This is a genomic window from Desulfobacula phenolica (genome assembly GCF_900105645.1).
GTDB classification, from domain to species: Bacteria; Desulfobacterota; Desulfobacteria; order Desulfobacterales; family Desulfobacteraceae; genus Desulfobacula; species Desulfobacula toluolica.
On the sequence record NZ_FNLL01000003.1, the window covers coordinates 354,091 to 380,493 of the forward strand.

Annotated in this window: 26 protein-coding genes; 17 read left to right on the forward strand and 9 right to left on the reverse strand. The window is 38.4% G+C overall.

The genetic code is table 11. The annotated features are described in order from the left end of the window. The first annotated feature begins 257 nt into the window (after positions 1-257). Positions 258-1,649, forward strand: a complete 1,392-nt coding sequence (gene dnaA, locus BLT94_RS06515) for a chromosomal replication initiator protein DnaA (RefSeq protein WP_092231784.1) — start codon at positions 258-260, stop codon at positions 1,647-1,649. After that, positions 1,650-3,029, forward strand: coding sequence for an FAD-binding oxidoreductase (locus tag BLT94_RS06520; protein ID WP_092231787.1), 1,380 nt, complete (start codon positions 1,650-1,652; stop codon positions 3,027-3,029). It begins immediately after the preceding gene. 335 nt (positions 3,030-3,364) lie between these two features. Here BLT94_RS06520 and hflX read toward each other — a convergent pair whose 3' ends face one another. The 7 genes from hflX to BLT94_RS06560 all read right to left on the reverse strand — a co-directional run bounded on the left by hflX (position 3,365) and on the right by BLT94_RS06560 (position 9,083). Continuing rightward, positions 3,365-5,002, reverse strand: a complete 1,638-nt coding sequence (gene hflX / locus BLT94_RS06530) for a GTPase HflX (protein ID WP_092231792.1) — start codon at positions 5,000-5,002, stop codon at positions 3,365-3,367. Then, on the reverse strand, positions 4,999-6,378 hold the full coding sequence (dnaB, locus tag BLT94_RS06535) for a replicative DNA helicase (RefSeq protein ID WP_014957759.1): 1,380 nt from the start codon (positions 6,376-6,378) through the stop codon (positions 4,999-5,001). Before dnaB ends, hflX begins: the two co-directional genes overlap by 4 nt. Positions 6,379-6,451: 73 nt before the next feature. After that, entirely contained in the window at positions 6,452-6,910 is a 459-nt protein-coding gene (gene rplI / locus BLT94_RS06540) for a 50S ribosomal protein L9 (RefSeq protein ID WP_092231794.1), read from the reverse strand. 65 nt (positions 6,911-6,975) lie between these two features. Then, positions 6,976-7,926 carry a DUF2232 domain-containing protein gene (locus BLT94_RS06545; protein ID WP_092231797.1) on the reverse strand — a complete coding sequence of 317 codons (951 nt, stop codon included), beginning with the start codon at positions 7,924-7,926 and terminating at the stop codon, positions 6,976-6,978. 24 nt (positions 7,927-7,950) lie between these two features. After that, on the reverse strand, positions 7,951-8,214 hold the full coding sequence (rpsR, locus tag BLT94_RS06550; protein ID WP_014957756.1) for a 30S ribosomal protein S18: 264 nt from the start codon (positions 8,212-8,214) through the stop codon (positions 7,951-7,953). Positions 8,215-8,250: 36 nt separating this feature from the next. Next, a complete protein-coding gene (gene rpsF / locus BLT94_RS06555) occupies positions 8,251-8,727 on the reverse strand; it encodes a 30S ribosomal protein S6 (RefSeq protein WP_092231800.1) in 477 nt (158 codons plus the stop codon). 161 nt (positions 8,728-8,888) lie between these two features. Further along, positions 8,889-9,083: a hypothetical protein gene (locus BLT94_RS06560; RefSeq protein ID WP_092231803.1), complete on the reverse strand. Its 195-nt coding sequence runs from the start codon at positions 9,081-9,083 to the stop codon at positions 8,889-8,891. A gap of 452 nt (positions 9,084-9,535) precedes the next feature. Between BLT94_RS06560 and BLT94_RS06565 the strand changes: the two genes are divergently transcribed. Further along, positions 9,536-11,290 carry a penicillin-binding protein activator gene (locus BLT94_RS06565; protein WP_092231806.1) on the forward strand — a complete coding sequence of 585 codons (1,755 nt, stop codon included), beginning with the start codon at positions 9,536-9,538 and terminating at the stop codon, positions 11,288-11,290. 5 nt (positions 11,291-11,295) lie between these two features. Here the strand turns inward: BLT94_RS06565 and BLT94_RS06570 are convergent, their stop codons facing one another. Further along, positions 11,296-12,705, reverse strand: a complete 1,410-nt coding sequence (locus BLT94_RS06570) for an ATP-binding protein (RefSeq protein ID WP_014957751.1) — start codon at positions 12,703-12,705, stop codon at positions 11,296-11,298. A 52-nt stretch (positions 12,706-12,757) separates the two neighbouring features. Beyond that, complete coding sequence (locus BLT94_RS06575) at positions 12,758-12,916, reverse strand: Flp family type IVb pilin (RefSeq protein ID WP_085929935.1); 159 nt, start codon at positions 12,914-12,916, stop codon at positions 12,758-12,760. A 722-nt stretch (positions 12,917-13,638) separates the two neighbouring features. Between BLT94_RS06575 and BLT94_RS06580 the strand changes: the two genes are divergently transcribed. The 14 genes from BLT94_RS06580 to BLT94_RS06645 all read left to right on the forward strand — a co-directional run bounded on the left by BLT94_RS06580 (position 13,639) and on the right by BLT94_RS06645 (position 26,397). Then, entirely contained in the window at positions 13,639-13,821 is a 183-nt protein-coding gene (locus BLT94_RS06580; protein ID WP_092231810.1) for a Flp family type IVb pilin, read from the forward strand. Positions 13,822-13,963: 142 nt separating this feature from the next. After that, on the forward strand, positions 13,964-14,533 hold the full coding sequence (locus BLT94_RS06585; RefSeq protein ID WP_175530293.1) for an A24 family peptidase: 570 nt from the start codon (positions 13,964-13,966) through the stop codon (positions 14,531-14,533). 16 nt (positions 14,534-14,549) lie between these two features. Then, a complete protein-coding gene (cpaB, locus tag BLT94_RS06590) occupies positions 14,550-15,440 on the forward strand; it encodes a Flp pilus assembly protein CpaB (protein WP_092231816.1) in 891 nt (296 codons plus the stop codon). Between the two features lie 32 nt (positions 15,441-15,472). Next, positions 15,473-16,852 carry a type II and III secretion system protein family protein gene (locus tag BLT94_RS06595; RefSeq protein ID WP_092231818.1) on the forward strand — a complete coding sequence of 460 codons (1,380 nt, stop codon included), beginning with the start codon at positions 15,473-15,475 and terminating at the stop codon, positions 16,850-16,852. Positions 16,853-16,971: 119 nt separating this feature from the next. Further along, positions 16,972-17,184: a hypothetical protein gene (locus BLT94_RS06600; RefSeq protein WP_139168993.1), complete on the forward strand. Its 213-nt coding sequence runs from the start codon at positions 16,972-16,974 to the stop codon at positions 17,182-17,184. Between the two features lie 31 nt (positions 17,185-17,215). Further along, entirely contained in the window at positions 17,216-17,620 is a 405-nt protein-coding gene (locus BLT94_RS06605; protein ID WP_092231824.1) for a TadE/TadG family type IV pilus assembly protein, read from the forward strand. An 8-nt stretch (positions 17,621-17,628) separates the two neighbouring features. Beyond that, complete coding sequence (locus tag BLT94_RS06610; protein WP_092232153.1) at positions 17,629-18,105, forward strand: TadE/TadG family type IV pilus assembly protein; 477 nt, start codon at positions 17,629-17,631, stop codon at positions 18,103-18,105. A 4-nt stretch (positions 18,106-18,109) separates the two neighbouring features. After that, positions 18,110-19,435: a pilus assembly protein TadG-related protein gene (locus tag BLT94_RS21950; protein ID WP_175530294.1), complete on the forward strand. Its 1,326-nt coding sequence runs from the start codon at positions 18,110-18,112 to the stop codon at positions 19,433-19,435. 27 nt (positions 19,436-19,462) lie between these two features. Beyond that, positions 19,463-20,602 carry an AAA family ATPase gene (locus BLT94_RS06620; RefSeq protein WP_092231827.1) on the forward strand — a complete coding sequence of 380 codons (1,140 nt, stop codon included), beginning with the start codon at positions 19,463-19,465 and terminating at the stop codon, positions 20,600-20,602. A gap of 42 nt (positions 20,603-20,644) precedes the next feature. Continuing rightward, a complete protein-coding gene (locus BLT94_RS06625) occupies positions 20,645-21,967 on the forward strand; it encodes a CpaF family protein (protein ID WP_092231830.1) in 1,323 nt (440 codons plus the stop codon). 17 nt (positions 21,968-21,984) lie between these two features. Beyond that, the gene (locus BLT94_RS06630) at positions 21,985-22,947 is read left to right on the forward strand and encodes a type II secretion system F family protein (RefSeq protein WP_092231833.1); all 963 of its coding nucleotides are present in this window, start codon (positions 21,985-21,987) and stop codon (positions 22,945-22,947) included. 29 nt (positions 22,948-22,976) lie between these two features. Beyond that, positions 22,977-23,945, forward strand: coding sequence for a type II secretion system F family protein (locus BLT94_RS06635; protein ID WP_217641232.1), 969 nt, complete (start codon positions 22,977-22,979; stop codon positions 23,943-23,945). 111 nt (positions 23,946-24,056) lie between these two features. Next, entirely contained in the window at positions 24,057-25,016 is a 960-nt protein-coding gene (locus BLT94_RS06640) for a tetratricopeptide repeat protein (protein ID WP_092231836.1), read from the forward strand. Between the two features lie 46 nt (positions 25,017-25,062). After that, positions 25,063-26,397 carry a LytR C-terminal domain-containing protein gene (locus tag BLT94_RS06645; RefSeq protein ID WP_175530295.1) on the forward strand — a complete coding sequence of 445 codons (1,335 nt, stop codon included), beginning with the start codon at positions 25,063-25,065 and terminating at the stop codon, positions 26,395-26,397. Positions 26,398-26,403: the final 6 nt, after the last annotated feature.

Here is a 26,403-nt window from a genome sequence, read left to right on the forward strand (position 1 = left end):
GTTGTCGAACCAATTGTAATGTTAGGGGAAAATCTTGTTTCACAAAAAAAATCAAATAAAATAAGATAGTTGAAAAATGATGCCAAACTAAAATCTAATATTTATTTAATGCTGCTGATTCGATTTGACCGATACGCGATATTTCAATAAAAAAACCCTCATACTTTTTCGAACATCAATGTTATTCGTCGTTAATTATTAAATTTACCGTATTAATTCGGTATTTCAACTTGTAATTTGGAAGAAAGGGCTTTTTTTTGAAAAATATAGAATCATGCTGGGCAGAAGTAAAAGGCCGTATTAAAAAAACATTACCTGATCATAGCTATAGAATGTGGATAGACCCGGTTGAACTTCTGGATTTTGATCAGGATCATCTTGAATTGTCCAGCCCTAATGACTATTTTATCAAACGGTTGAAAGATAATTATCTTTTGACATTTAAAGAAGAATTTTCAAAATTAGGGGTGGATGATATACGTATTGATTTTAAGGTGTCTTCCAAAAAAGAAACCGGTTCAGGGAAAAACAATAAAACTTCAGACACTGGTTCAGCCATTCCTCTGGTGGCTAACAGGTCAAAACAATTGGAGCTTCCCGGACTACAGTTAAAATTTAACAATGGGCGGATGTTTAAAAAAGGATTTACATTTGATGATTTTGTCGTAGGGGATAATTCCAATTTTGCCTATTCCGCATCTTTGTCCCTTGCCCAGGGAAACATCAACGGATCAAGCATTCTTTATCTTTTATCAAAAACAGGTCTTGGAAAAAGTCATTTGTCCCAGGCTGTCGGATATCATATTATTAAGAACAGCCAGTCAAAAAGAGTCTATTATGTAACAGCGGAAGATTTTACCAATGAGATGATTTTTTCTTTGAAAAATAAGACTATAGAACAGTTTAAAGAGAAATTCAGAAGAAAATGTGATGTGTTGATTTTAGAAGATGTTCATTTTTTATCAGGCAAGGATGCAACACAAAGTGAACTTGCCGTTACCTTGGATTATCTTCTTGAAGCGGATAAAAAAATTATCTTTTCAGGGTGTGAACTTCCAGATGAGATTCCCAAGCTCAATGATCAGCTAAGATCAAGGTTAACTCTTGGGCTTGTTACGGAAATTGGAAAACCTGATTATTCAACACGAGTCAGAATATTAAAAAAGAAATCAAAAAGTTTCGGGTGTAAAATTCCCAATCATGTGACCGAGTATATTGCCCAGGAATTAAGTGACGATGTCCGGCAGTTGGAAAGCGGTCTGTTTGGTGTGGCGGCAAAAGGTCAGCTGATGGGATATAATATTGATATTGAGCTTGCAAAAAGCGTGTTGGCCAATATTACCAATGTAAAGAAAAGAATTTCGATTGAATCCATTAAAAAGCTGGTTTGCAAAGAATTTTCGCTTTCAGAAGAAGATATCGTATCGCCTTCCAGAAAGAAAAGAATTGTAAAACCACGGCAAATGGCAATTTTTCTTTCCAAAAAATATACAGACCAACCCATAAAAAAAATCGGCACAAGTTTTAACCGGTATCATGCGACTGCCATATATTCCATCAATGCAGTTGAAAAAGAGTTAAAGCAAAAAGGGGTTCTGTTTGAGCAAATGAACTATCTTTCCAAGAAAATCGAAGCAGGAAAACTCTAAATGGGACTTTCCGGTACTCTTTACAGACAGCTTCAAAAGATATCAGGAAAACAAAATTGCACCAGAGAAAAAGAAGACCTGTTGTGTTACGCATATGATTCCACAGGGACATGTTTTCTGCCTGATGCTGTTATCTTTCCAGGGTCTGAGAAAGAAGTTTCCCGGATTTTAAAATTTGCATCAAAAGAAAGATTGATTGTGGTTCCCCGTGGCACGGGTTCCGGGATGACCGGAGGGGCAGTGCCGGTTAAAGGCGGACTGGTGCTGGTAACAACCCGCATGAATAAGATTTTTGATGTTGATGAAAACAATTTTATCGTGAGGGTACAACCAGGTGTGATTGTCGCGGATATCCACAAAATAGCAGAGCAAAAAGGTCTTTTTTATCCTCCTGATCCGTCAAGTTCATCCGTGTGTACAATTGGAGGGAATATCGGCGAATGTGCAGGTGGGCCAAAGGCTGTAAAATACGGAGTGACACGGGATTATGTCCTGGGGTTGAGGGCGGTATTGCCTTCCGGTGAGGTGATTCAAACCGGCGTATCCACTGCAAAAGGGGTGGCCGGATACGATCTGACCCGATTGATTGTAGGATCTGAAGGAACATTGGCCGTGGTCACTGAAATTACCTTAAAGCTGTTGCCCAAGCCGGATGCCGTTAAAACAATGGCTGTGTTTTTTGACAGCATGCAAATGGCTGCGAAAACCGTATCCAATATTATGAGAGAAGCCGTAGTCCCAAGATGTGTTGAATATCTGGATGAAGCCTGTCTGCATCTTGTACAAGAGTCCCTCAGTTTTGAGTTGCCCAGAGGGATTAAAGCTCTGTTGATCATAGAACTGGATGGAGATACGGCAGGTGTTGAAAAAGATGCCAAAAAGATTAAAAAATTATGTTTGTCCTGTGGTGCTATGGAGGTGATGGTCGCAAAAGATCAAACAGAGGCGCAAAAACTCTGGGACGCCAGAAAAGCATTGTCACCGGTGCTGTATAAAATTGCAACCAACAAGATCAATGAAGATATTGTTGTTCCCATTGATAAAATTCCTGAAATGGTTCAGGTGACCCAGGATTTACAAAAAAAGTTCGGTTTAAAAGTGGTCAGTTTCGGTCATGCAGGGGACGGAAATATCCATTGTAATATCATGTATCATAAAGCAGATAAAGATGAGTCAAAAAGAGCCAAAAAAGCAGTAGATGAACTTTTTGAAGCTACCTTGAATCTGGGGGGCACCATTACCGGAGAACATGGGGTCGGTATAACCAAAATGAAATACCTGCCCATGGAAATAGGTACAACACAAATTGAACTGATGAAAGGGATTAAAAAGGTATTTGATCCTCAGAATATATTAAACCCCGGCAAGATTTTTTGCTAAAATTCTTGCACTCAGCAACAAAAATCCATTTCTAACATCCAATACCCAACACTCAAAATCAATGTGGCTTTATGGCATAATGGTTTTGGATTAATATTTTTTCCAAAACATCAATTTTTGGGCTTTTACTATGCAGAACACAGCATTTTATCGATATTGAGCAGTATTTTGAACAAAGTTTATTCTTTTTATTAAATTCTCCAAAACAATCCGGTGTATCGACAGAGTCCTTCATGGGCGTATCATTAATGACGATTTGGTTCATCGATTTTATTTCCATAGTCATTCCATATATAAGTTGTGATATTTTTATTTAGTGTAAAATAATTTATAGGTCAACCCTTATTTATTTTAGATTTAACCATTGATTCTAATTTTTCCACCAACAGTTTTAAGGATTGTTTTTGAGTTGCACAAACAGGAAAACCCTGGTTCAGCAACCATTGATCATCAAAGTCATCAAGATTTATTTTGTCTGTTTTGTTAAAAATATAAAGGGTTGGAATTTGTTCCAAATTTAAATTTTTAAGAATTTTTTCAACTGATTCTTTTTGCTGCCGGTAACGCGGATTGCTTATATCTATTACATGAAGGATAATATCGGCATCCGACAGTTCATCCAAAGTGGCGTGGAATGCTTCCATAAGCTCTTTGGGAAGATCCTGGATAAACCCGACCGTATCGGTGATAATGACTTCCGTGTCCCTGGGAAACCGCAGGCGTCTGCTGGATGGATCAAGTGTGGCAAAAAGGCGGTTGGCTGCCATAATCCTGCTTTGTGTCAACGTGTTCAATAAAGTGGACTTGCCGGCATTTGTATACCCTACAATTGAAATAATGGGCAGTTCTTTTCTTTTACGCCGGGATTTTTGCTGCTGCCGCTGTTTGCGGATTTTAGCGATCTCTTTTTTCAGCTGGTTGACTTTTTCTCTGACCCGCCGCCGGTTGAGTTCAAGTTTTGTTTCACCCGGCCCTCTGCCGCCAATTCCACCTGTCAACCTTGACATGGCAGTATTCTTGCTAATCAGCCTCGGCAGAAGATATTCCATCTGGGCCAGTTCCACCTGAAACTTGCCTTCTCTTGATTTTGCCTGTTTGGCAAAAATATCAAGGATCAGCTGGGTGCGGTCAATGACTTTCATTTCAACAAAATCAGTAATGGACCGAATCTGGGATGCCGACAATTCCCGGTCAAACACCAGCAGGGTGGCATAGTTTTGAATCGCCTTGATAATAAGGCTGGAGAGCTTTCCCTTGCCCACCACGAATTTTGGATCAATTGTTTTTCTTCTTTGAACGGCTGTGCCGATTACATTTATATGGCTTGTTTTGCAAAGCTCTTTGAGTTCTTCAATAGAGGCATAGGCTTCTTTTGTATCCAAAGTGGTTGCGTTGATTAAAAATGCGTTTTCCCGTCCTGTTTCAGGTCTGTATAAAGAATTTTTCCTGGTTAATTCCGATTCAAGCGCTATGATTTGAGCCAGGCAATCATTATTCAGGTCTTTGATGGTGGCGGGTTCAAGAACCTGGTAAGGATCTGAGTCCTCATCCGGGAGAATGTGTCCTGAATACACAGATCCGGGTTTCCCGTCCTGTGTGATGCAAATGGCCGTGATATAGTCCAGGCGCAAGAGTGCAAGGTCTGTTAAATCATCCCGGGTCAGGGGTTCGTCTTTTAAATGGGTGTGGATCAGGCGAAGCCCCTTGAGCTTGCCGGGAATGGCCATATATCCGGATGTTATCGGGATGACGACTCTGTGGGGTTCCCCGACAATGACATAAATAATTTTTCCGTTCCGGTCAATGAGCAGACCTATCTGACGCCTTATATCATGGGACAGATCAACCAGGAATCTTGCCAGTTCAGGATCTGCAAGATACTCGGGCGGTGTACTGTGGTTATAAAGAGTTTCTATTTTTTTGATCTGAGTATTTCTCAGACCTGAAGTGTTACCGTGCAGTTTTTTCTTCATTGAAATTCCTGGTATGAATCCGGCGCAAGTTCTTCAAAACGGGTATATTGACCCATAAAATGCATGAAAGCCGTTCCTGTAGCACCGTTTCTATTTTTGGCAACAATGATTTCCGCAGTGCCTTTTTTAGGATTGTCTGCTTCCTTATTATAGACCTCATCTCTGTAAATGAAAGCCACAATGTCCGCATCCTGTTCAAGGGCGCCTGACTCGCGAAGATCAGACAGCATGGGACGTTTGTCCGCGCGTTGTTCAAGCATACGGTTCAGCTGGGACAAGGCAATGATCGGCACCTCAAGTTCTTTGGCAAGAGCTTTTAAAGATCTTGAGATTTCGGCAATTTCCAGGTCTCTTCGATCTGTTTTAAACGGAGGTCGCATCAACTGGAGGTAATCTATAATAATCAGCCCGATTTCATTGTGTTTTTGATACAGCTTTCTTGCCTTTGCCCGTATTTCCATTGCGGTAATATTGGGCGTGTCATCAATGAAGATGGGCAAATCATTTAAAACGCCTGCCGCATCTGTTGCATTTTGCCAGTCTTCCTGGTTGATAAAACCGGTTCGAAGCCTGTTTGAATCTATGCGGGCCTCGGATGTCAAAAGCCTCATGGAAAGTTGCTCATTGGACATTTCAAGAGAAAAAACGGCAACGGGTTTGCGTTCTTCAACGGCAACATTCCTGGCCATGTTCAAGGCAAAAGCGGTTTTTCCCATGCTGGGCCTTGCCGCCAGAATAATCAGATCGGATTTTTGCAGTCCTGATGTGATATTGTTTAATTTTGTATATCCGGTAGAAAGTCCTGATAATCCGCCGTCTTTTCCCTGCTGCTCTTCAAGTTTGTCAATATTTAAACTTATCAACTCTCCCAGGCTTTGAAATGAACTCTTTGATTTTTTTTCTGCTATATTAAAGATCGAGCTTTCAGCAAAATCAATAATTTCTTCCACATCACCTTTGTCTTTCAGACATCTTTCAATAATATCTGAAGCGGCCGTGATCATTTGTCTTAAAGACGCCTTGCCATGAATGATTTTGGCATAATGGACGGCATTTACAGCAATTGGGGCTGCATCGGAAATGGCTGCAAGATAGGCGGCGCCACCAATACTTTCAAGTTCGTCTTTTTCCTTGAGCCGATTGGCAACTGTAACAAGGTCTGCAGGTTCTTCTCTGAGGGCAAGCTCGATAATTACCTTGAATATTTTTTTATGGGCGCCTTTGTAGAAATCCTCCGGAGATAGAATATCAATAATATCATGAAGACTGTTGTTATTGATAAATATGGCGCTTAATATGGATTCTTCCGCATCAAGGTCATGGGGAGGCGTTCTGCTGAGAAGCGGGTCTGTGGCAATTTTGTTTTTTATGGGCACAATTTATGATTTCAAAATATGCATCCGGGAAAATTTATAAATCTTCCCGGATGCGTTTTGAACCTTATTCTTCTTATTTTTCTTCTTTTTCTTCTTCAATGACATTTACCGTAATTTCAGGCTCAACATCCTTGTAAAGACGGATGGGAACCTTATATTCACCGATCTCTTTTATGGGCTCGGCAAGAAGGATGGCACGGCGTTCCAGCGTGATGTCCTGTTTGTTCAGTGATTCTTTGATATCATGGGTTGTAACAGACCCATAAAGGCGGACATCTTCATGTACTTTGGCTTTAATTGTACATACCACGGTTTTGATTTTATCAGCCATTTCCTCGGCAAGTTTGCGTTCTTTGGCAATTTGAAGCTCAAGCTTTGCTTTTGCCTGTTCCATGACTTTTCTGTTCTGGGGGGTCGCAAGGATGGCCTTGCTCTGGGGCAGCAGATAGTTGCGGCCATAACCGGCCGCTACATCACATTCTGTCCCGGCGATGCCCAGCGTGTCAATGGTTTCTTTTAATATAACTCTCATTTAAACCTCCAAAAAAGTTCAGCTTCTGTTTTCTTTAATTCGGCTGACTTTTAGTTTATTTTTTATCACACAACCGTATCAAGTTTTCTAAAATTGAACCAGGTATCAAATAATCCGAATCCGATTACAAGGAACATAAAAAGAGGTTGAATTGTAATCAAGACGTAAAAAAAAAATCTTAATGCAAAAGGGGCTCTTTTTGTTTGAAAAAAAAATGATACCACTGCAATTCCCTGGAAAAAATATACAAACATTAAAATGATCAAGCAGTTTACCGCAAGCAGTTTTAACACTCCCAAGGGTAAAAATATTGCAACAGATAAACCAATTACACCAAAGACCAGGTAATCGGGTGCTTTCCATTGATTTAAATTTTCAATACTTTGAACTGTGATCCCTTTTTTCAACAATAGTTTTTTTATCAATAAAATGTTCAGCCATACCATTGTCAGGTATGAATTGATAAAGATTCCCGGAAAAGCACTGACAAACAATGAACTTGCTCGTTCAAGCATTTGCCGGTCAACTTTCATGTCCGGGTAGAGCTGAGCAGATTCTGAAAAAAGTTGGGATGACAAGGCATGATACCTGGAAACATAATCTGTAATTAATTGTTCAATTCCCCGGCTTTGAGTTGAAGAATAAACAAGCACGGCAGACACACATGCCCCGAAAACCGCAAGGCATGTGTATAGTATTATTTTTTCAATACTCAAGTGCTTTTCTATGAATTCGCCAAGGAAAAAACCTGTCATCAATAATGAACCAAAGTAGAGTGTATTGAATGCAACATTACTGGTAAATACAATCAGCACAGCCAAACTGGCCATCATGATAATCCCGCCACCGTTTCTTCCTGTCTTGAGTCTGTAAAACAGAACCGGCAAAGGAAGGAACATCCAGGCAAAGATACCGATCAACGGTATGACGTACATGATGGCAATGATCAGCATACATAAGAGGATACCGGTTAGAATATCCCTGATTGCTGAAATTTGTATGAGAGTGCCTGTCACCTGTAGTACTCCTGAAAATCGATTTTAATACATTGGTCTGCCGACAAACGGCAGCAATGCTATCTGGCGAGCCTGCTTGACAGCTACGGTAAGCTGACGCTGGTGTTTGGCACAGGTTCCAGTGATTCTTCTGGGGATTATTTTTCCGCGTTCCGTAATGAATTGCCTGAGTGCTTTCGGAGTTTTGTAGTCTATTTCAAGGTCATTGTCCACACAGAATCTGCATATTTTACGACGTTGATAAAATTTGTTTTTACCACCGCCTCTTTTGTTTTTACGGTCGTACATTATTATTATCCTCCACTCTTAATTATTCCGGCTTAATTATTCCGTTTTTTCTTCGGTTTCTGCAACTTTTTCATCTTCCTTGGAAGCTTCTTCTTGTACAGGTGCTTCTACGGTTTCTTCTGCAGGTGCTTCAGCAGTTTCAGCTTTTGCCGTTTCTGCCTGTTTGGATTGCTCTTCTGCTTCCTGTGCTTCGCGCACCTCTTTTTCAAGTTGTTCTCTTGTCACATCATCAGAAAGAAGGATTGTCATAAATTTTAATACAGCATCGCTTAACCGCATATTTCTCTCAAGCTCTTTTACAAGATCGCCTGTTCCGCCGTAAGTGATGCAAACATAATGGCCACGTAATTTTTTCTTGATTTCATAGGCAAGCTTTTTGTTGCCCCATTCATCAAAATTTAAAAGGATACCATTTTCTTTGGTAATAATATTTCTGATTTTATCAAACAATTCCTTACGAGTTTGATCCTGAAGGTCAGGGTCAGAAATAAAAATAGTTTCATACTTCCTCATTTTTTCTCCTTACGGATATAAAGCCCTGATAATTTATCAGAGCAAGGATTAATACAAAAAAAGGATCTGGTTATCAGATCCGGTATAAAAAACTATTATAAATATCATTAAAGCCTTTTTTGGTCAATATTAATTTTGATTCGGCTTTTGCGACGAAGACTTTAGTGCCTTTTTGGGAAAAACAGCATTCCAACCAAGACGCCTAACAAGGCAAGGATAACAAGGAGGGTTTCTTTACTTGATAAAGATATGCCCATTCTGGAAAAAAATTGTGTTACGGGCATGGTTCCCACCTGGAGGTGAGCAAGAAAAGTTTTTATAAAATTGTTTCCAATCACAAGGGCATATTCTATCATTAAATCAGCTCCTCATTAAAAACAAATTATCAATAAGATAAAATAACAGGAAGAATAGAATAAACAAAGAGACTAACATTGATATCGAGAAAGACTTTTTTTCGTAGGGAGTTTTACCTTTGCATTTGGGGCATTCTAAATCATTAATGGAAACATTATATCCACAATGTCTGCATGGTTTTCTTTTCATAATTGATCTCAATTATATTTTTGGAAGAACTTATGCCTGCCTGCTATGATGATGTATACAAGCAGTATGTTTAAAATTCCGGGAAATGTCAACCTTTGTTTGAAAATCGCATATTCGTACTTGTATAAGCGAACATCATATGTCATATATCAATAATTCAAAGGAATTTTGCAACTGTCAATACTGTAGCGGACTCCACAATTTTATACTGCTTTTTTGGGTTTATATTGCTTTTTGGGTCTATACTGATTTTTGAGGTATTGTGAAACTAAACTTGGTTCATAAAATTTTTATTGTGCTGGTTATCCTCTGTTTTATTGTTTTTTATTCTTGTGTTCAAAAAAAACATCAGGAGGCCATTTATTTTCCTCCGCTTCCTGAGATGACGCCTGGTCTGGCAAATCCTGAAGTCTGTAACCAACAAAATCATGAGCTAAAAGAGATAAGAAGGCTGTTGTCGAAAAGAAAATTCAAAGCAGCATTAAAAATAGCGGGTACAATTGTTGAAAGCCCTTGTTCTGTTGGAAATTATTTAACGTCTGTGGAGTTGATCGGTGACGTTTTTAAAGCGAGAAAAGAGCATATAAATGCATTTTATTTTTATGAAGAAGTCCTGAAGTATGACATAAGTGACTCCAAGACCCAAACCCTGATAAAAAAAATGGTTGAGGCTACTTCTCATATGAGGACTCAAAAGATTGTATCTTTAACACCCCGGACAAACAAACCAAATATTTCCGGACTATTCCTTTTTCAGTCAGGATTAGCAAAAATAGAGGCCGGCAAAGAAGCAGATGCGATTTTCCTTTTGAATGAGTTTGTTGAAAAATTTTCGCAGCACAAAGACAGGGAGCATGCTCAATCGCTGATAAAGCAAATAAAAGAAAAAAATGATTTTAAAAAAACGAAAATAGGCGTTTTGCTGCCTTTAAGCGGATATTATAAAATAATAGGCCATGGTGTATTGGAAGCCCTTAAACTTGCACTTAAAGAGTTTAATGACACTCATAAATCAAAGGAATTTTATTTTTGCGTTGAAGATACTGCCGCTGATTCGTCCAAGGCTGTAAAGGCAGTCAAAAAACTGGAAAAAGAAAAGGTTTCCTGCATTATCGGCCCGATGGTAAATGTTGGTTCTGCTGCGGCTGAATCCAACAAACGTGGCATTCCAATGATTATTATGTCCCAGAAATCCGGTGTGACACAGGCAGGCAAGTATGTTTTAAGAAATTTTATGACGCCGGCCATGCAGATAAGAGCAGGAATCTCTTATTTTGTCGAAGAGTACGGATTTACGAGGTTCTCCATTTTATATCCCAATGAAAAATACGGCATTTCGTTTAAAGACAGTTTCAGTGATATTGTTTCGCATTATAATGCAAAATTGGTTTCAATGGTTTCTTTTGAGCCGTCTCAAACCGATTTTTTTCATCAGATTAATCAATTTATCAAAGGATATCAAAAGATTGATGAAAACGGTGAATATGTTGATATGAACGATGATGAAACAAAAGAAAAAAACAGGATATACAGGGCCAAGATTGATTTTGACGTATTGTTTATTCCTGATACGGCAGCCAAGATCAGCATGATTGCACCCCAACTCAAATATCACGGGATTGACGTAGCGCTAATGGGAACCAATCTCTGGAATTCAAAAAAACTGCTCAAGACAAAAGATTATGTCCAGGCAGCTGTTTTTCCGGATGGGTTTTATTTGGGTTCCGAATCAAAAAGGGTGACAAGCTTTGTTTCATCCTATTTTGAAGTCACGGGCAATTTTCCAGGTTATACCGAATCAATTGCCTATGATACTGCCATGATGTTTATGGACGCCTTGTCTTCTCCAAGGGTCAGGTCAAGACAAGATGTGATAACATATCTTCAGTCAAACATGTTTAAAAAGGGCGTAACCTGCCCGACATCGTTTGATATGACAGGAGAACCTGTCAAATTTCTTGAACTGTTCCAGGTGGTGGGTGACGATATAAAATTAATCAGATCCTGCAATAATTAAACAGGCTACATCTCCACAAAATAGCTTTTCCAGGCAGCAGAAATTGTCTCTTCCGTCAGTTCAGGTTTTTCGTCCCTGTAATGGGCATTGTCTATAATCCAGTCAAGAAGATCCCTGCAATGGCAGGCAGACAGATTGGTCCTGGTTCTTTTATACAGGTTATTAATCAGAAAATTGAAGACAGCTCCATCAAAAGTAATACCATTGGAGTCACAAATTCTTTTAAAAATTTGTTTGTATTCTGAAAGGTTGGGATATCCAATCTTTATTTTATAGCGAATTCGCCTTAAAAAAGCGGCATCAACAAGTTTTTCAGGCTCAAGGTTTGTGGAGAAAATCACCAGCTGATCAAATGGAATTTCTATTTTCATCCCGGTATGCAAGGTTAAAAAATCCGTTCTGCGCTCCAGGGGAACTATCCACCGGTTTAAAAGCGCCTGGGAATCCACCCGCTGGCGTCCAAAATCATCGACAATGAAAATGCCGTTGTTCGCCTTCATCTGCAAGGGTGCCTCATAGAATTTTGAAATGGCGTTAAAATCAAGATCCAGTCCTTTTAATGTCATTTCCCCGCCCGTCATCATTACCGGCCTTTTTACCTTTACCCATCTTTGATCCCGGGATTCTTTTGCGTCATCAGAATCAACCTTGACATGGCTCGCATTGTCATAAACCGTAATAATTTCACCTTCGATCTGGACGGCATAGGGGACATAAACCTCATCAGGCATGACTCTTCCGACGATTTCAGCAACGGTTGTCTTCCCATTGCCCGGAGGTCCGTAAAGAAATATTGATTTGCCCGAACTGATTGCAGGCCCAAACTGCTGAATAAGGGATTCGGAAATGACTATTTCGGAAAACGCATTTCTGATCTTGTCTTCATCAACAAAAATGCTTTTAATGGTTTGGGCCTCCACCTGGTTGCGATAATCACGAAAGGAAACAGGAGCCGGTCCTGTATATCTTGTGATGCCAAGCAATTCCTTTGCCTTTTTGACACCGGCTTCTGTAAGATCAAACGTGTATGAAAGTCTGGACAGCTGTCCTCCTGAACCTTTTACCTGGAGGAAATGATTTTGACGCAATATATCAATGGTTTCACTGATGATAAACATGGGTAGCTTTGTGCTGTTACACATGTCGTGTATGTTGAATACCCTTAAATTCAATGCATGTTTAATAACCAGATCTTCTATGGAAGAGTAGGGCAGATCAATTTTTTCCAGGGTATCCGGTACTTTTGGGACAGATTTGAAAAACTCAAGAACTTCCTCTTCAGTGAGAAATCCAAGGGTGACAATACTGTTTCCCAGCCTTCCACCATTAAGCCTTTGATATTCCAAAGCCTGTTGCAATTGTTCATGAGTCAGTTCTTTTTTTTGGATTAGTCGTTTTCCCATTAAGCTGTGCATACTATTTCTCCTGACGTATTGGTTGTTGAGAATAATTACAAAAAGTAGGGTGTTACCAGTTATTTTTTACCTTGTTAAACAAGTTATCTGTATTAACACCAATTGCAGTAACAGCCAAAACAATTACAGCAGCTATGGCTGATGCCAAAATTGCATATTCTACTGCAGTCGATCCTTCTTCGTTAAATAGAAAACTAATAATTTTTTGCATAATACTCTCCTTTCTTTATTATCATTTGAAACGTATCAAACTATGATTACTTGAATTGTATGCAACTTGTGTACAATTCATGATAAGTTTTAGAATTAAATTTGAATAAAAAAACAATTTGTTCTAAAAAAGCATAAACAAGTATGTATTTGATCTGTTTGTCAGTCACCAGGTTATAAGTTAATTATAAAGCATACCCCCCTGAAATAATCTACTCATCAATCATAATTTAGCTGCGAAAAATTTATCCTGATGACGACTCTTATGAAAATTAGCTGTTATTTTTTATTAAATGTAACTTTTTTTTCCATAATTTATAACCTTTTTGCCATAATTTATAACCTTTTTGCCATCATTTCTCTGATTGTGATGATTTGAAAGTATCTGAGAATTGAATCATGTTTCGTGTTTAACGATATTTTTATATTATAAGATAACAAGGTTTTTGTGGTTTAACTGTCTTGATTCATTGTGATTAATCGTTATTTAATGCATTTGACTTTATCGGAAGTTAAATGAAAAATGAATTTAATTATTGACTGCACCAGTAGATCAATCTATGTATATAGTTATTATCAAGGATCAAGGCTAAATCAATTTCATATTTAAAGCTCATTGGAAAATTATTATTAAAATGGTCTGCAATTTGCATCAGCTCCTTATTAAAAGTCAAGTCTGACTTAGTGTGATTCACATATTAATCATTAAATAAGGAGAAAATCATGCAGAAAATTTTTAGTTTTTTCAAGGATGAAGAGGGTGCAACTGCTGTAGAGTATGGGATTATGGTGGCGCTTATAGCTGCTGTAATTGTTGTGGCGGTTACGGGAATTGGTGATCAATTAGTTAATACGTTTGAGGAAGTGGAGACCGCAGTTACTATTGCTGAACCAGCAGCAGGATGATCCTTAACCTTGTTATTAATTAACGCAACTCAGATCGTCTGATCTATTCGTAAATAGGTCAGACGATCTGAAAATTCTCTTCAAAGTTTTTACAGGTATTTGATTTTGTTAACAGAACCTGAATCGGGGCGATATGGAAACTATGACATTACAATTAAACCACAATGTTATTATTCAGTATTTTCCACTTGTCTGTTTAACCATAATTTTGCTTATCGCTTCATTTACCGATTTTCGCACGCAAAAGATACCCAATATTCTTACACTTACAAGTGTTTTCGTCGCGATAAGTTATCATTTGTACTCCGGCGGCTTTCAAGGATTCCTTTTTAGTCTTTTCGGTGTTTTTATCGGCATTGTTGTTCTTATCATTCCTTATGCCATGGGAGGCATGGGTGCAGGAGATGTAAAGCTGATGGGGGCTGTCGGTTCATTCCTTGGGGCTAAAGGCGTCTTTATTTCATTTTTGTTCACTGCCTTGTTTGGCGGTGTTTATGCTTTAATAATTATTTTAGTATTCAGGAAAATATTTCAGGGTTATTTCAGGCAGTTGTTTCATTCGATATTAAATTTTCTTTTAACAAGAAAATATTCACCTGCTCCTTTAACAGAAAACAAAAAAAAACCAAGGCTTTGTTATGGTATTGCCATTGCCCTGGGAACATTTACATATATGGGGTTACATATTTTTGGATATAAATTTTTACCTTGAATAAAGGAGGAAACTAATGGGAAACATACGGACTTTTGTTCCAATTTTGCTCTCAATATTGATTGCATTGGCCGGCAGTTACTATTTATATCAATGGGTAAAACAAAAAACTTCGCCTGACAAAGTAGTGACGGTAACGGAAAGCAAGGCTATTCCGGTTGTTGTTGCAAAAGCCGGCATCCCATGGGGGGTAAAACTCATCCCGGAAATGTTGACAACAACTCCTTACTTAGAGGAAAGTCTTCCCATAGGTTCCTTTTCCAAACCCGGAGATATCGTTGATAGGATTGTCGTTTCTACGCTCAGGGAAGGCGAGCCTGTCCTGGAACACAGGCTTGCACCAACCAGTATGAAAACAGGCGGTGTGGCTGCCATATTAGAGTCGGGAAAACGTGCTGTTTCCGTTAAAGGTAACAATGTTCTTGGTATTGCCGGATTTATAAATCCGGGAAACCGGGTGGATGTCCTGGTTACCATTGAAGACCCTGACAAGGATATGGATGTCACAAAAATCGTACTTGAAAACATTCTGGTACTGGCATCCGGGAGGCAAATCCAGGAAAACGGTAAAGGGGAAGCGGCACCTGTTGATGTATATACACTCGAGGTCACGCCTGATCAGGGGGAACGATTAACTTTAGCTGCCACTAAAGGCCGTCTTCAATTTGCCCTCAGAGGTGCGACTGATTCAGATATTGTTCTTACCAAAGGCGTAACTGTCCCTGAAATGCTTAAATCTTTACTTATTGTTGACGCTAATCCCGGCAAACCGGCTGTTTCTTCTGTTGGATCTTCAACAAAAAGAAATTATAGGAAAATAAAATATATAGCACCAAAGAAAAGCAACAAAGCAACCATTGAAATTATTAAGGGATTAAGTCTTACCAGGAAGGAAATTACACTTTGATATATTAACTATTGTTTAGGAGACTGTTATAAATGTTACAATCACTTAGATTTGCAAAGATAATAGGTCTTGTTTTTCTCTTTTCTTTTGTTGTTTTTATTAATTCTAATGCTCAAAATGTTCTAATTCCAAAATCAATTGAGCCGAATAAAATTGAAATCATATTGGGGAAATCCCTTGTGATGAAACTGCCGGCTCCGGTAAAGAAAAAAATGAGAATTTCAATTGGATCGGAAGAAATAGCGGATTGTCTTGTTCTTTCTTCCAATGAAATTTATATTAAAGGTAAAACAGCCGGAATTACAAATATGATATTGTGGCAGGAAGGCGATCTGATTGCCATATATGATATTGAAGTAAAATTTGATGTGTCACGATTGAAAGAAAAATTATATCAGGTGTTTCCGGACGAAAAAGATCTTATGGTAACGGCCACGAATAACTCCATAACGCTTTTAGGAAAAATATCCAATGCGGCAAATCTATCCCGGGCCATGGCAATTGCCGGTGCTTATGCGCCGGAGGGAAAAATAAACAACCTGGTTAAAGTAGGCGGTACCCACCAGGTGATGCTGGAGGTGAAAGTCGCGGAGATATCCCGTTCCGTAGGCAGAGATTTGGGGATTAATCTTGGGAATATTTCTGTAAGTGATAATTTGCTTGTACAACCGCTCTTGACTCTCGGGAGAGCTACAGAAGCGACATCCGGACTTGAAGGCTTCTTTCAGTACTCTCAGGGAGATTTAACATGGAATGCGATGATTAAAGCATTAAAAGAAAATTCCTTGATTAAAATTTTAGCGGAACCTAATTTGATTGCTTTAAGCGGCCAGACTGCAAGTTTCCTGGCCGGGGGCGAATATCCCATCCCTGTCCCGGATGAGAATGGAATTACAATTGATTATAAGGATTTTGGTGTGGGCCTTTCATTTACTCCCAATGTGCTTAGTCAGGAAAAAATCAACATTAAAGTTCAGTCCAGTGTTTCAGAACTTGATTTCACAACTGCCGTTCAATTCTCAGGGTATATTGTTCCGGGAGTCAGTATTAGAAGAGCAGCAACAACAGTTGAACTTGCTGATGGACAAAGCTTTGTCATTGCCGGGCTTTTGTCTGAATCCATTCGTGAGGATGTGAAAAAATTTCCTTTTTTGGGTGATATACCATTGCTGGGAACGCTTTTTAGAAGTTCGTCATTCTTGAAAAATGAAACAGAATTGGTGATTCTCGTTACGCCACGGTTTGTTAACCCCATTAATAAAGAAGCACAACCTGTTCCCACTGATTATTATGGGGAACCCGATGATCCCGAGTTTTACTTTAATGTTGATAAATCTGCTCAAAAAATATCAGAAAACACCAATGTTAAAGTAAATATGGATGGACAGTTTGGTCATTCATTTGAGGAATAACAAGGTGCTAAACAGATGCCATGGAGGAAAATATCGTGCAAAAAATAATCATCATTATTGCAATAACAATTATATTTTCGGTTTTGTCCGGCTGCGGCCATATGAGTCAAAGAGAATTAATGGTTGAAAAAAATTGGGGAAGATCTCATGAAACCGCCCGGTTCAGCCAGATTATAAATCCTGATGCAGGTGAGGGCATGGTGGAAGATCAAAGCATGGATGGAGTGGCCGGTAAGTATAACTACGATCAATATCAAGGCGATTTTAAAAAACAAAAAGCACCTTCTCAGATTTTTAATATAAATTTAGGTAATGATTTGAGTGGTGATTAGAACGCAGTACAAAATTGGAAAGGGGATAAGCATGCTTAAAAATCAGCGAGGCGGTGCAGCAGTGGAGTTTGCAATTGTTTTGCCTTTACTGGCTTTAATTTTGTTTGGCACTATTGATTTTGCATTGCTTTTTTATGACAAACAGATTCTTACCAATGCAAGCAGGGAAGTTGCAAGATCCAGGATTGTTAAAATTGATCCGGATAATCTCATTGATTACGAAAAAATTGCTGTTGAATATTGTAAAAATCTTATCAATCTTGGAAACACGGCAAAGAATGCATTGGACCCGTCTAAAATAGAAATTGATGATTCGGTCGCCGACTACATATCCGTGAGCATCAGCTATGATTATGAACATTTTTTCACTTCATTTCTGGGAATAGAAAGTACAACCATAACCGGCAAAACTATTATGAGACAGGAAACGTTTTGAGTTATTTTATGAAAAATTTAAATAAATTAAATAAAAAAGATGAAGGGGCAGCCCTGATAGAATTTGCCATTGTTCTTCCGTTGCTTCTGATTTTGATTTTCGGCACCATTGAATTTGGCTTATATTTGTTTAATACTCAGGTTCTTACCAATGCTGCCAGGGAAGGAGCCAGAAGAGGTGTGATCATGAGGTCTCAGCCAAGGTCTGTGAGCGAGGAAGATGCGGCTGTTGTTGCCAGGGTAATGCAATTTGTCGATAATAATCTTGTTACTTTTGGAAACTTTTCCTTTGGAGAAGACGATATCATTGTTTATTCTGTTGTGGATGAATCAACAGGAGACCCTATGCCTCGAGTTGAAGGGGATCTTGGATTTGGTAAGGATTTAATCGTCACGGCAAATTTTACCTACGATTTTTTATTTATTTCAACGCTTGGTATAGGACCCATTGATATAAAACCTGTTTCAAGAATGAAAATGGAGTGATAAAATGAAAAAAAAATCGGTCATAATATTAAAAAACCAAAAAGGCGCGTCTGCTGTTATCGTGGCCATTGTTTTGGCGGTACTGCTTGGGTTTACCGCTTTGGCTATTGATGTCGGATATATGTATGCCACGAGAAACGAACTTCAAAATATTGCAGATGCAGCCGCACTGGCAGCCACTGGGAAATTAGGAAACATTTATTCGGGAATGGATTTTATACTTCAGCAAACCTATAATGCTTCTGCTGACCAGGATGATATCAATTTGGCGGCAACCAGTGTCGCATTGTTGAACAAAGGGGCCGGAAAATCCATTACAATTGATCCCAATGATATTATTATCAGTAAATGGAACTGGGAGAGCGGTCCGGATCAGGTTTTGTCTGAAAATTTAAATCAACCTGATGCCGTCAGGGTTACCGCAAGAAGGGAGGGCGGTGTCAACAATGCTGTCAGCACCTTTTTTGCAAGGATTTTCTCTTTGTTCGGCGGTAGCCACGAAACATTTGAAGTTTCTGCCGTAGCGACTGCCGCCCTTTCAGGGCCGTCTTTTGTGGAAGAAGGCGAATTAATACTTCCTTTCGGACTTGCAAGTTCATGGTTTGAAGATTCAAATGGTGATGGCATACCGGACTGTTCAGATACCGTAACCTTTAAATCAAACGATGATTGTGCAGGATGGCACGATTTTATATATGAACCCCCGTATAAAAAACCAAAATTCGATGGAGATCCGGAGGCAACCTCCGATCTTGGTCAAAAATGTTTAAATTTCATCATAAATTCCGATGGCGGAGAAGAATGGCTTCTTACTCATTTTGGAGGCTATTACGGTGAATCAATCACATATGATGAAATCTGGTCTGAAGTTTCACCAAGTTCTCAATCCGGTGAAACCGAATTTTATTTTACGGAGGGTGTTAACAGCTTGATTACAAATCCCGGCTCTACGAATTGGATAGCTTGGGTTGAAGATAAGGAAATAGTTGATGTTGATAATGAGGATTGGCCGGGAGGATATAGCGCTCCTACCAAGAAACCAGCCCCCCTTGCAGCTCTTTTTGATTTTTTTCGCTTCAGGGACGGAGATGGAAACGATTCAATCTGGACTGCGAGCGTTCCGGTTTATTACAGCCCGGATCCTTGTGATCCGGTAAATGGTTATAACACTATCATTGGTTATGCAATTTTGGAAGTTTGGGGAATTAATCCGCCTCCTGACAGTACCATGGACGTAAAAATTACTTGTGAGTTGTTTTATATTGACGGACGCGGTGGTGGTGGAAACTTTGGTAATGTTAAGGGTACTATTCCCAATTTGGTTCAATAAATCATATCATATAAGTTGAGTCTGCCTATGAAATTGATACATGTAAAATTAGATGTCAAAAATCAAGAACTCAATACTGAATTTAAAACGGCGATTAATGAAACCGGAGTATTTAAAGTCATCTCTCAGGAAGAAAAGCAAGAACCGGATTTGCTGATATGCGAATTGGGCGAAAATCATGAAGAAGACCTGAATAATCTTCAGTTGTTTTTGGACAAGGCTGATACAACGGAAATATTCCTGGTATCCAAACGGTCAGATCCTGAAATTTTAATCCAGGCATTGAGAATCGGTATTAAGGAGTTTTTCCCGGTTCCTTTGAAACCTGAACTTATTAAGGAAGCGTTAGTCCGGTTTAAAAAAAGACATGAAAAGCTGCAGCATACAACATCCGGCTCTTTAGGGAAAATTTACAGTATTCTCGGCAGTAAAGGAGGGGTTGGAACCACAACTGTTGCAGTCAACCTTGCGGTAAGTATAGCAGTCAATCAAGAAAATTCCTCTGTGGCACTGCTTGATATGAATATAATATTTGGAGACGTGCCCATATTACTGGACATTTCCCCCAAACATAACTGGGGTGACATCACCAAAAATATAGAACGTCTGGATGAGTTTTTTTTAGCAAATATTTTAACCGAACACGCCACAGGCGTACATGTTTTACCGTCACCCAGGTATTTAAACAACCATCCGTCACCCACACCTACCATTATGGAAACACTTCTGGATCTGATGAAAAACAAATATGATTATATCATTATTGATCTTGGTCAGTCTATGAATGAAACTGCTTTGAGAATTGTTCAAATGTCTGATCTTGTCCATGTTATTGCCATTCAAAGCCTTCCTTGTCTGTCTAATACAAACAGGCTTGTTAATTCAATTGTTGAGTATGGTTATATTGATAAAGAAAATGTAAAAATCGTATTAAACAGATATCTTAAAAAAGGCATGGTTTCCCTGAGCAGTGCCGAGGAAGGAGTAGGAAAAAAGTTGTCCTGGGTTATTCCAAACGATTATTCTACAACCATGTCGGCAATCAATTCGGGCAAACCTCTTTACCAGGTTGCACAAAAGTCGAGGATTGTTAAAAGTTTTAATGATTATGTTGAAAAACTTCTGGGGGTTGAAAATATAAAGAGAAAAAAAAGGTGGTTTTTTTAAGACAGTTTCCGGTAAAAACAATAAAAATACAAGGAGTATTCAATGACTATAGCTCCGAAGTCCGGCTTAAACAAATATATCCCTGATGAATATTTTGAATTCAAGGCCATGATTCATGAACGTCTTCTTGATATTATTGATCTGTCCATCATTGATACCATGGACAAGGAAACACTGGTCAAACAAATCAAGCATGTTACGGAAAAAATTTTACGAGAAGAATCCGATGAGATGCCGTTAAATTTTTCCGAACGAGAGAAAATTTTAACGGAATTGATTGATGAAGTCCTGGGGCTTGGACCTTTGGAACCGTTTTTAAAAGATCCGACCATCTCAGATATTATGGTTAATTCTTACAAAAAGATTTATGTGGAAAGGTTTGGAAAAATTGAGTCAACCAATGCAAGATTCAGAAACGATGAACATTTGATGAAAATCATTGATAAAATAGTTTCTTCAATCGGAAGACGGATTGATGAATCCAATCCCATGGTGGATGCAAGGCTTGCCGACGGTTCCAGGGTTAATGTTATCATACCTCCCCTTGCCCTTGACGGCCCCATGGTATCCATTAGAAGATTTTCAGTTGTGCCGCTGGAACTTGATGATCTCATTAAAAATCAAACTCTTGTACCTGAATTCAGGAGTATTTTAGAGGGATTGGTACAATCAAGATTAAATATTCTTATTTCAGGGGGAACCGGCAGCGGAAAAACAACGCTGCTTAACGTTCTTTCCCGGTTTATTCCTGAAACTGAGAGGATTGTAACCATTGAAGATGCGGCTGAACTTCAGCTCAAACAGGAGCATCTTGTAAGAATGGAAACAAGGCCGGCAAATATAGAGGGCAAAGGAGAGATAATTCAGCGGGATCTGCTTAAAAACAGCCTTAGAATGAGACCGGACAGGATTATTGTAGGAGAGGTAAGAGGGTCTGAATCATTTGATATGCTGCAGGCCATGAATACGGGGCATGACGGGTCTTTGACCACGATTCATGCCAACAGTGCAAGGGATGCGTTAATGAGACTTGAGACAATGGTGGCTATGGCAAATTTTGATATACCCAGTGAATTCATAAGGCGGTTTATAAGTTCTGCAATACACATCGTAATTCAGGTATCCAGGCTGTCTGACGGTAAAAGAAAGGTTGTAAGTCTGCAGGAAATTACCGGAATGGAAGGCAACATGATTACCATGCAGGAAATATTTTCATTTAAACAGACAAAGGTTGATGAAAAAGGAGATGTTAAGGGGTTTTTCCGGTTTAACGGGATCAGGCCGAAATTTCTTGATAAATTCAGGATAGCGGGAATAAATGTCAAAAGTAATATATTTGATCCTTCTTTTCAAATTGAAGTTTAATTAGAAAGGAGCATGCCATGGATTTCATGATCTTAAGTGTTATTATCTTTATCGTGTCTTTACTTATTATTGAATTGTGCCTTTATGCTTATCGCCACTCATTGAGCAATCGTAATGCAAAAATAAAAAAACGGCTGAGAAAGTATACCTTTGTGGAAGATGATTTTGGGGGGATATTAAAGAAAAGGGATCTTAGCGATATCCCTTTTTTAAACAATATTTTATTGTCACTTCCTTTTGTGAAATCCTGGGACAATCTTGTCATGCAGGCTAATGCAAAATATCCCGTAGGGTTTTATATTTTGATGTCTTTTTTGCTGGGTGCTTTAGGTGCTTTAGGCCTTCTTTATTTTCTTAATAATATATTGCTTGCCGTGGGGGGGGGGCTGTTGTTAATGTACTCACCCTGCCTGTATCTTAAATATTTAAAAGATAAAAGAATTCAAAAATTTAAACAACAATTGCACGAAGCTCTTGATTTGATAGCAAGGGCTTTGCGTGCAGGTCATTCTTTTACCAGCAGTATGAAGCTTGCTGCGGATGAATTTGGAGACCCGTTGGGAATTGAATTTGAAGAAACCCTGGATGAAATTAATTTTGGTGTCAGTGTGCCTGTAGCACTCAGGAATCTTTCCCGGCGCGTTGACTGCAAGGAGATAAATTATTTTGTGGTGGCGGTTATTATTCAAAGAGATACAGGGGGTAATCTGGCTGAATTGATAGAGAGCCTTGCCCATATTGTCCGTGAAACTTTCAAGTTTGAAGGAAAAGTAAGAATTTTGAGTGCTGAAGGCAGGTTGTCCGGAGTGGTACTGTGCCTGATTCCATTTCTCATCGGTTTGTGGCTGCAGATATCTTCACCAGGTTTTATGAAACCTCTTTTTATCGAACCTATTGGCAGGATATTGTTGGGAGTTGCCGGAGTCATGATGATTATCGGGATGTTTGTAATTAAAAAAATCGTTAAAATTGAAGTTTAGCAGATTAAAGTTTAACAGGGGGTTAAATAATGCTTTCATTAGATCAGAATTTTTCCATGATGATTTTTCCTCTTTTTTTTGTCGCCTTTTTCCTTTTATGCATGGGGATAATACAATATTCAAATGTTCGAAAAAAAAACAAGGAAATGATCAATAAGATTAAAAGAGGCGGGTTTGATGATGGTGCTGCGAATCATGAAAAAAATTCCTCTGCTTCGTCTAAAAAGTCAATCAATCCTTTTGCTGCATTTTTCAGTCTTTTTTCCAAAAAAAGCAGCAAAAAAGATCTTTCAGATCCGGGTGAAATGAAAATCAAGTTTTTAAGGGCGGGTCTTCAATGGGAAAATGCTGAATCAGCATTCTGGGGTGCAAAATTATGTTTTCCTTTGTTATTTGTAGGATGCTTTATTCTTTCAAGAGTTTTTATTTTTAAGGTGATGGCCGACCCCATGACAGTCAGCATTACCGTACTACTAGGTTTGTTTGGATTTTATCTGCCTGAAATATGGCTGAAACAAAAAACAGATAAAAGAAAGGAGATTCTCTTTAAAGGGTTGCCGGATGCTTTAGATCTCCTGCTGGTATGTGTAGAAGCCGGTATGGGGCTTGACAGTGCAATGAACCGGGTGGGGCAGGAATTAAGATTAACGTATCCTGATCTCAGCCGGGAATTTTCTCTTATGAACCTTGAAATGAGAGCAGGGAAAATGAGGCAGGACGCACTCAGGAATCTTGCCCGTCGAACCGGCATTGACGAGATGGCAAGTCTTGTTACCTTATTGATTCAAACAGATAAATTCGGTACAAGTGTGGGTTCAGCCCTTAAAGTGTTTTCCGATTCATTCAGAACAAAAAGATTTCAAAAAGCAGAAGAAATTGCCGCAAAGTTGCCTGTAAACATATTATTTCCTTTGATTCTATTTATTTTTCCGTCTTTGTTTGTCGTAATATTGGGACCTGCTGCAATTACAATTTATAATAATATTATCTTAAAATAATGATTAGCTTTTTTATATGAAAGAACTTCTGACTTGTTGGAATCAGATTTTTTTCATTTTTTGTTGTGGCAGGTCAATTTGCCATGGCCGTTATTAAAAACCAGGAGGCTTATGATTTTAAAAATGATAAAACGATCTGCAATTATTATCGTTCCCTTAATTTGTTTTTTTTTGACCGGCTGTGGCTCAAAAACGGTTATGGTTGAACCCCGTGTAACCTATGGCAATCCTTCTCAGGATCACATAAGGGATATCCCACAGGTTCGCTACAAAGCTCTTTCAGAGTCCATTGAAAACAAACAACTGCCTGAAATTAATGCGGATGAATATGAAAAATTAGGGGATGCCCTGCTTTCAAAGGGCAAGTATTTTATGGCGTATATGCAGTATGAAAATTCTTTGAAAAAAAACAAGGATAATATAAGGGTTGAATATAAAAAAGGAGTATCTCTTCTTGGCGGAGGCAGAAATGAGGAATCTCAAAAAATATTTAAATTGATTTTGCAGAAACAACCTGACTTTGCGCTTGCCCACGAAGGCATGGGACGGGTTAATTTTAAAAACAAATTATATCATATTGCGAAATTGAATTTTGAGAAAGCCGTTGATTTGAATCCTCTTTTATGGCGTTCATATGCATATTTGGGCAATTTATATGATTTAAAAAAAGAATATGACCTGGCTGTACAAGAATATAAGACCGCTTTGACCATTAAGCCTGATGCCGGGTATATCCATAATAATATGGGTGTTTCTCTTTATATGTACGGCAGGTATAAAAATGCTGTGGATTCATTTTATCAGGCCTTGAGATCAAATTATAACAGTAAAAAGGTTTACAATAATCTGGGACGGGCATTTGTGGCATTGGAACTTTATGATAACGCCCTTGAAGCATTTGAAAAAGGGGGAACCAAAGCTTCGGCCTACAATAATATAGGGGTGGGGTATTTAAAAAACGGTAATACAACCAAAGCAGCAGAATGTTTTGAAAAAGCAATTGAACTGAGTCCCAGATTTTATGTGTTAGCCAATGAGAATCTTAAAAAATGCAGGTTAAAACAGCAATAATCAATTTAAAATGATGATGATAAATTTAAATATGGGAGAACAAAAAATGGTAATTCGAAATCAAATGTCAAAATTATTCATGGGATGTTTGTTGTTTTTTTGCTGTTTTTTTATTCTTTCAGGCTGTGCTGCCATGAAGAACTGGTTCTCATTTGTCACTGATTCAAACATGTTTAAAACCGTTGATAAGTTAGATGAAAAAGATTTTAAACAATTTATATCCACTGTGAAACCTGTTACAGATTATGCGGAAAATCAGTACAAACTGGCAAGGCATTTCCAAAAACAAAATCAGCATGAAATTGCTGTTGAAGAGTTTATAAAAGTATTAAAAACAGATCCTGAATTTTATAATGCTTATAATGCCCTCGGGGTTTCCTATGATTTTTTAAAACAACATGATTCGGCAATTGAGGCGTATCATAACGCCCTGAAAATAAATCCAGAACTGGATTATGTGTATAACAACATCGGTTATTCAAATTTACTGAAACAAAATTTTAAGGCAGCATTAAAAGCCTTTGAAAAGGCCATTGCAATCAATTCGGAAAATAAGATTTATCAAAATAATCTGGCTCTGGCCCAGGCAAAATTAGGACAAGATTATTCTTTTACAGCGGATTCTTACACACCTGAAAAGCAGGATATATTAACTTCTACTCTCGATACAAAGCAAGTTACCCGGAAAAAAACAACCGAAATAACGGATAGGTTGGGTGACAGACAATTGGAAACCTCACCTGTTGAAACGCCTGTTGAAATAAAAATTGAAACCAATTATTACGCAGTACAGCTTGGTGTCTATTATGATGTTAATGCCGCCATCAAGGTTTTGAAAAAAGCCATAAAAAAAGGATATGATAGGCCGTATATAACAAAAATAGAAAAAAACAAACCCTATTATCGGGTGCGGTTTGGAAAATATCAAACCAGGGCGGAAGCTGAGGTGGTGGCATCTCAAAATTTAGATAAAGTTGGCAAACCTTCATTAACCGTTATTGAAACTTATCCCATAGATGTCTTTTATGCAGAAAATGAACATTTGAATCGTGACAGTTTAAATCATGGTCGTTTGAATATTGAAGTGTTAAACGGCAACGGAATTTATCGTATGGCTAAAAGAGTAAGTATTTATTTTGAACAAAAAGGATTTAATGTTGGTGTTCCTTTAAATGCAAACCATTTTAATCATCCGTCTACAAGAATTTATTATGCCCCTGGCTATTACAAGGATGCTCAAAAATTGGCTCAAGATATTCCCGGTTTTAAAATTGCTGGAGAATTTGTTGAATCGGCAAACTTGAAAGCAAATATCCGGTTATTGCTTGGAAAAGACATCTCTTTGTTTAATGCCGAATTAAAGAAGCGTTTAAACATATAGATAGCA

Coding starts and splice junctions, on each gene's coding strand:
- BLT94_RS21950 (WP_175530294.1), top strand. CDS start 18,110: ATGAAAAAAAAATCGGTCATAATATTAAAAAACCAAAAAGGCGCGTCT.
- hflX (WP_092231792.1), bottom strand. CDS start 5,002: ATGAAGAAAAAACTGCACGGTAACACTTCAGGTCTGAGAAATACTCAG.
- BLT94_RS06560 (WP_092231803.1), bottom strand. CDS start 9,083: ATGATAGAATATGCCCTTGTGATTGGAAACAATTTTATAAAAACTTTT.
- BLT94_RS06640 (WP_092231836.1), top strand. CDS start 24,057: ATGATTTTAAAAATGATAAAACGATCTGCAATTATTATCGTTCCCTTA.
- BLT94_RS06580 (WP_092231810.1), top strand. CDS start 13,639: ATGCAGAAAATTTTTAGTTTTTTCAAGGATGAAGAGGGTGCAACTGCT.
- BLT94_RS06625 (WP_092231830.1), top strand. CDS start 20,645: ATGACTATAGCTCCGAAGTCCGGCTTAAACAAATATATCCCTGATGAA.
- BLT94_RS06620 (WP_092231827.1), top strand. CDS start 19,463: ATGAAATTGATACATGTAAAATTAGATGTCAAAAATCAAGAACTCAAT.
- rplI (WP_092231794.1), bottom strand. CDS start 6,910: ATGAGAGTTATATTAAAAGAAACCATTGACACGCTGGGCATCGCCGGG.
- BLT94_RS06600 (WP_139168993.1), top strand. CDS start 16,972: ATGGTTGAAAAAAATTGGGGAAGATCTCATGAAACCGCCCGGTTCAGC.
- cpaB (WP_092231816.1), top strand. CDS start 14,550: ATGGGAAACATACGGACTTTTGTTCCAATTTTGCTCTCAATATTGATT.
- rpsR (WP_014957756.1), bottom strand. CDS start 8,214: ATGTACGACCGTAAAAACAAAAGAGGCGGTGGTAAAAACAAATTTTAT.
- rpsF (WP_092231800.1), bottom strand. CDS start 8,727: ATGAGGAAGTATGAAACTATTTTTATTTCTGACCCTGACCTTCAGGAT.
- BLT94_RS06570 (WP_014957751.1), bottom strand. CDS start 12,705: ATGCACAGCTTAATGGGAAAACGACTAATCCAAAAAAAAGAACTGACT.
- BLT94_RS06635 (WP_217641232.1), top strand. CDS start 22,977: ATGCTTTCATTAGATCAGAATTTTTCCATGATGATTTTTCCTCTTTTT.
- BLT94_RS06645 (WP_175530295.1), top strand. CDS start 25,063: ATGGTAATTCGAAATCAAATGTCAAAATTATTCATGGGATGTTTGTTG.
- BLT94_RS06605 (WP_092231824.1), top strand. CDS start 17,216: ATGCTTAAAAATCAGCGAGGCGGTGCAGCAGTGGAGTTTGCAATTGTT.
- BLT94_RS06610 (WP_092232153.1), top strand. CDS start 17,629: ATGAAAAATTTAAATAAATTAAATAAAAAAGATGAAGGGGCAGCCCTG.
- BLT94_RS06585 (WP_175530293.1), top strand. CDS start 13,964: ATGACATTACAATTAAACCACAATGTTATTATTCAGTATTTTCCACTT.
- BLT94_RS06575 (WP_085929935.1), bottom strand. CDS start 12,916: ATGCAAAAAATTATTAGTTTTCTATTTAACGAAGAAGGATCGACTGCA.
- BLT94_RS06595 (WP_092231818.1), top strand. CDS start 15,473: ATGTTACAATCACTTAGATTTGCAAAGATAATAGGTCTTGTTTTTCTC.
- BLT94_RS06520 (WP_092231787.1), top strand. CDS start 1,650: ATGGGACTTTCCGGTACTCTTTACAGACAGCTTCAAAAGATATCAGGA.
- BLT94_RS06630 (WP_092231833.1), top strand. CDS start 21,985: ATGGATTTCATGATCTTAAGTGTTATTATCTTTATCGTGTCTTTACTT.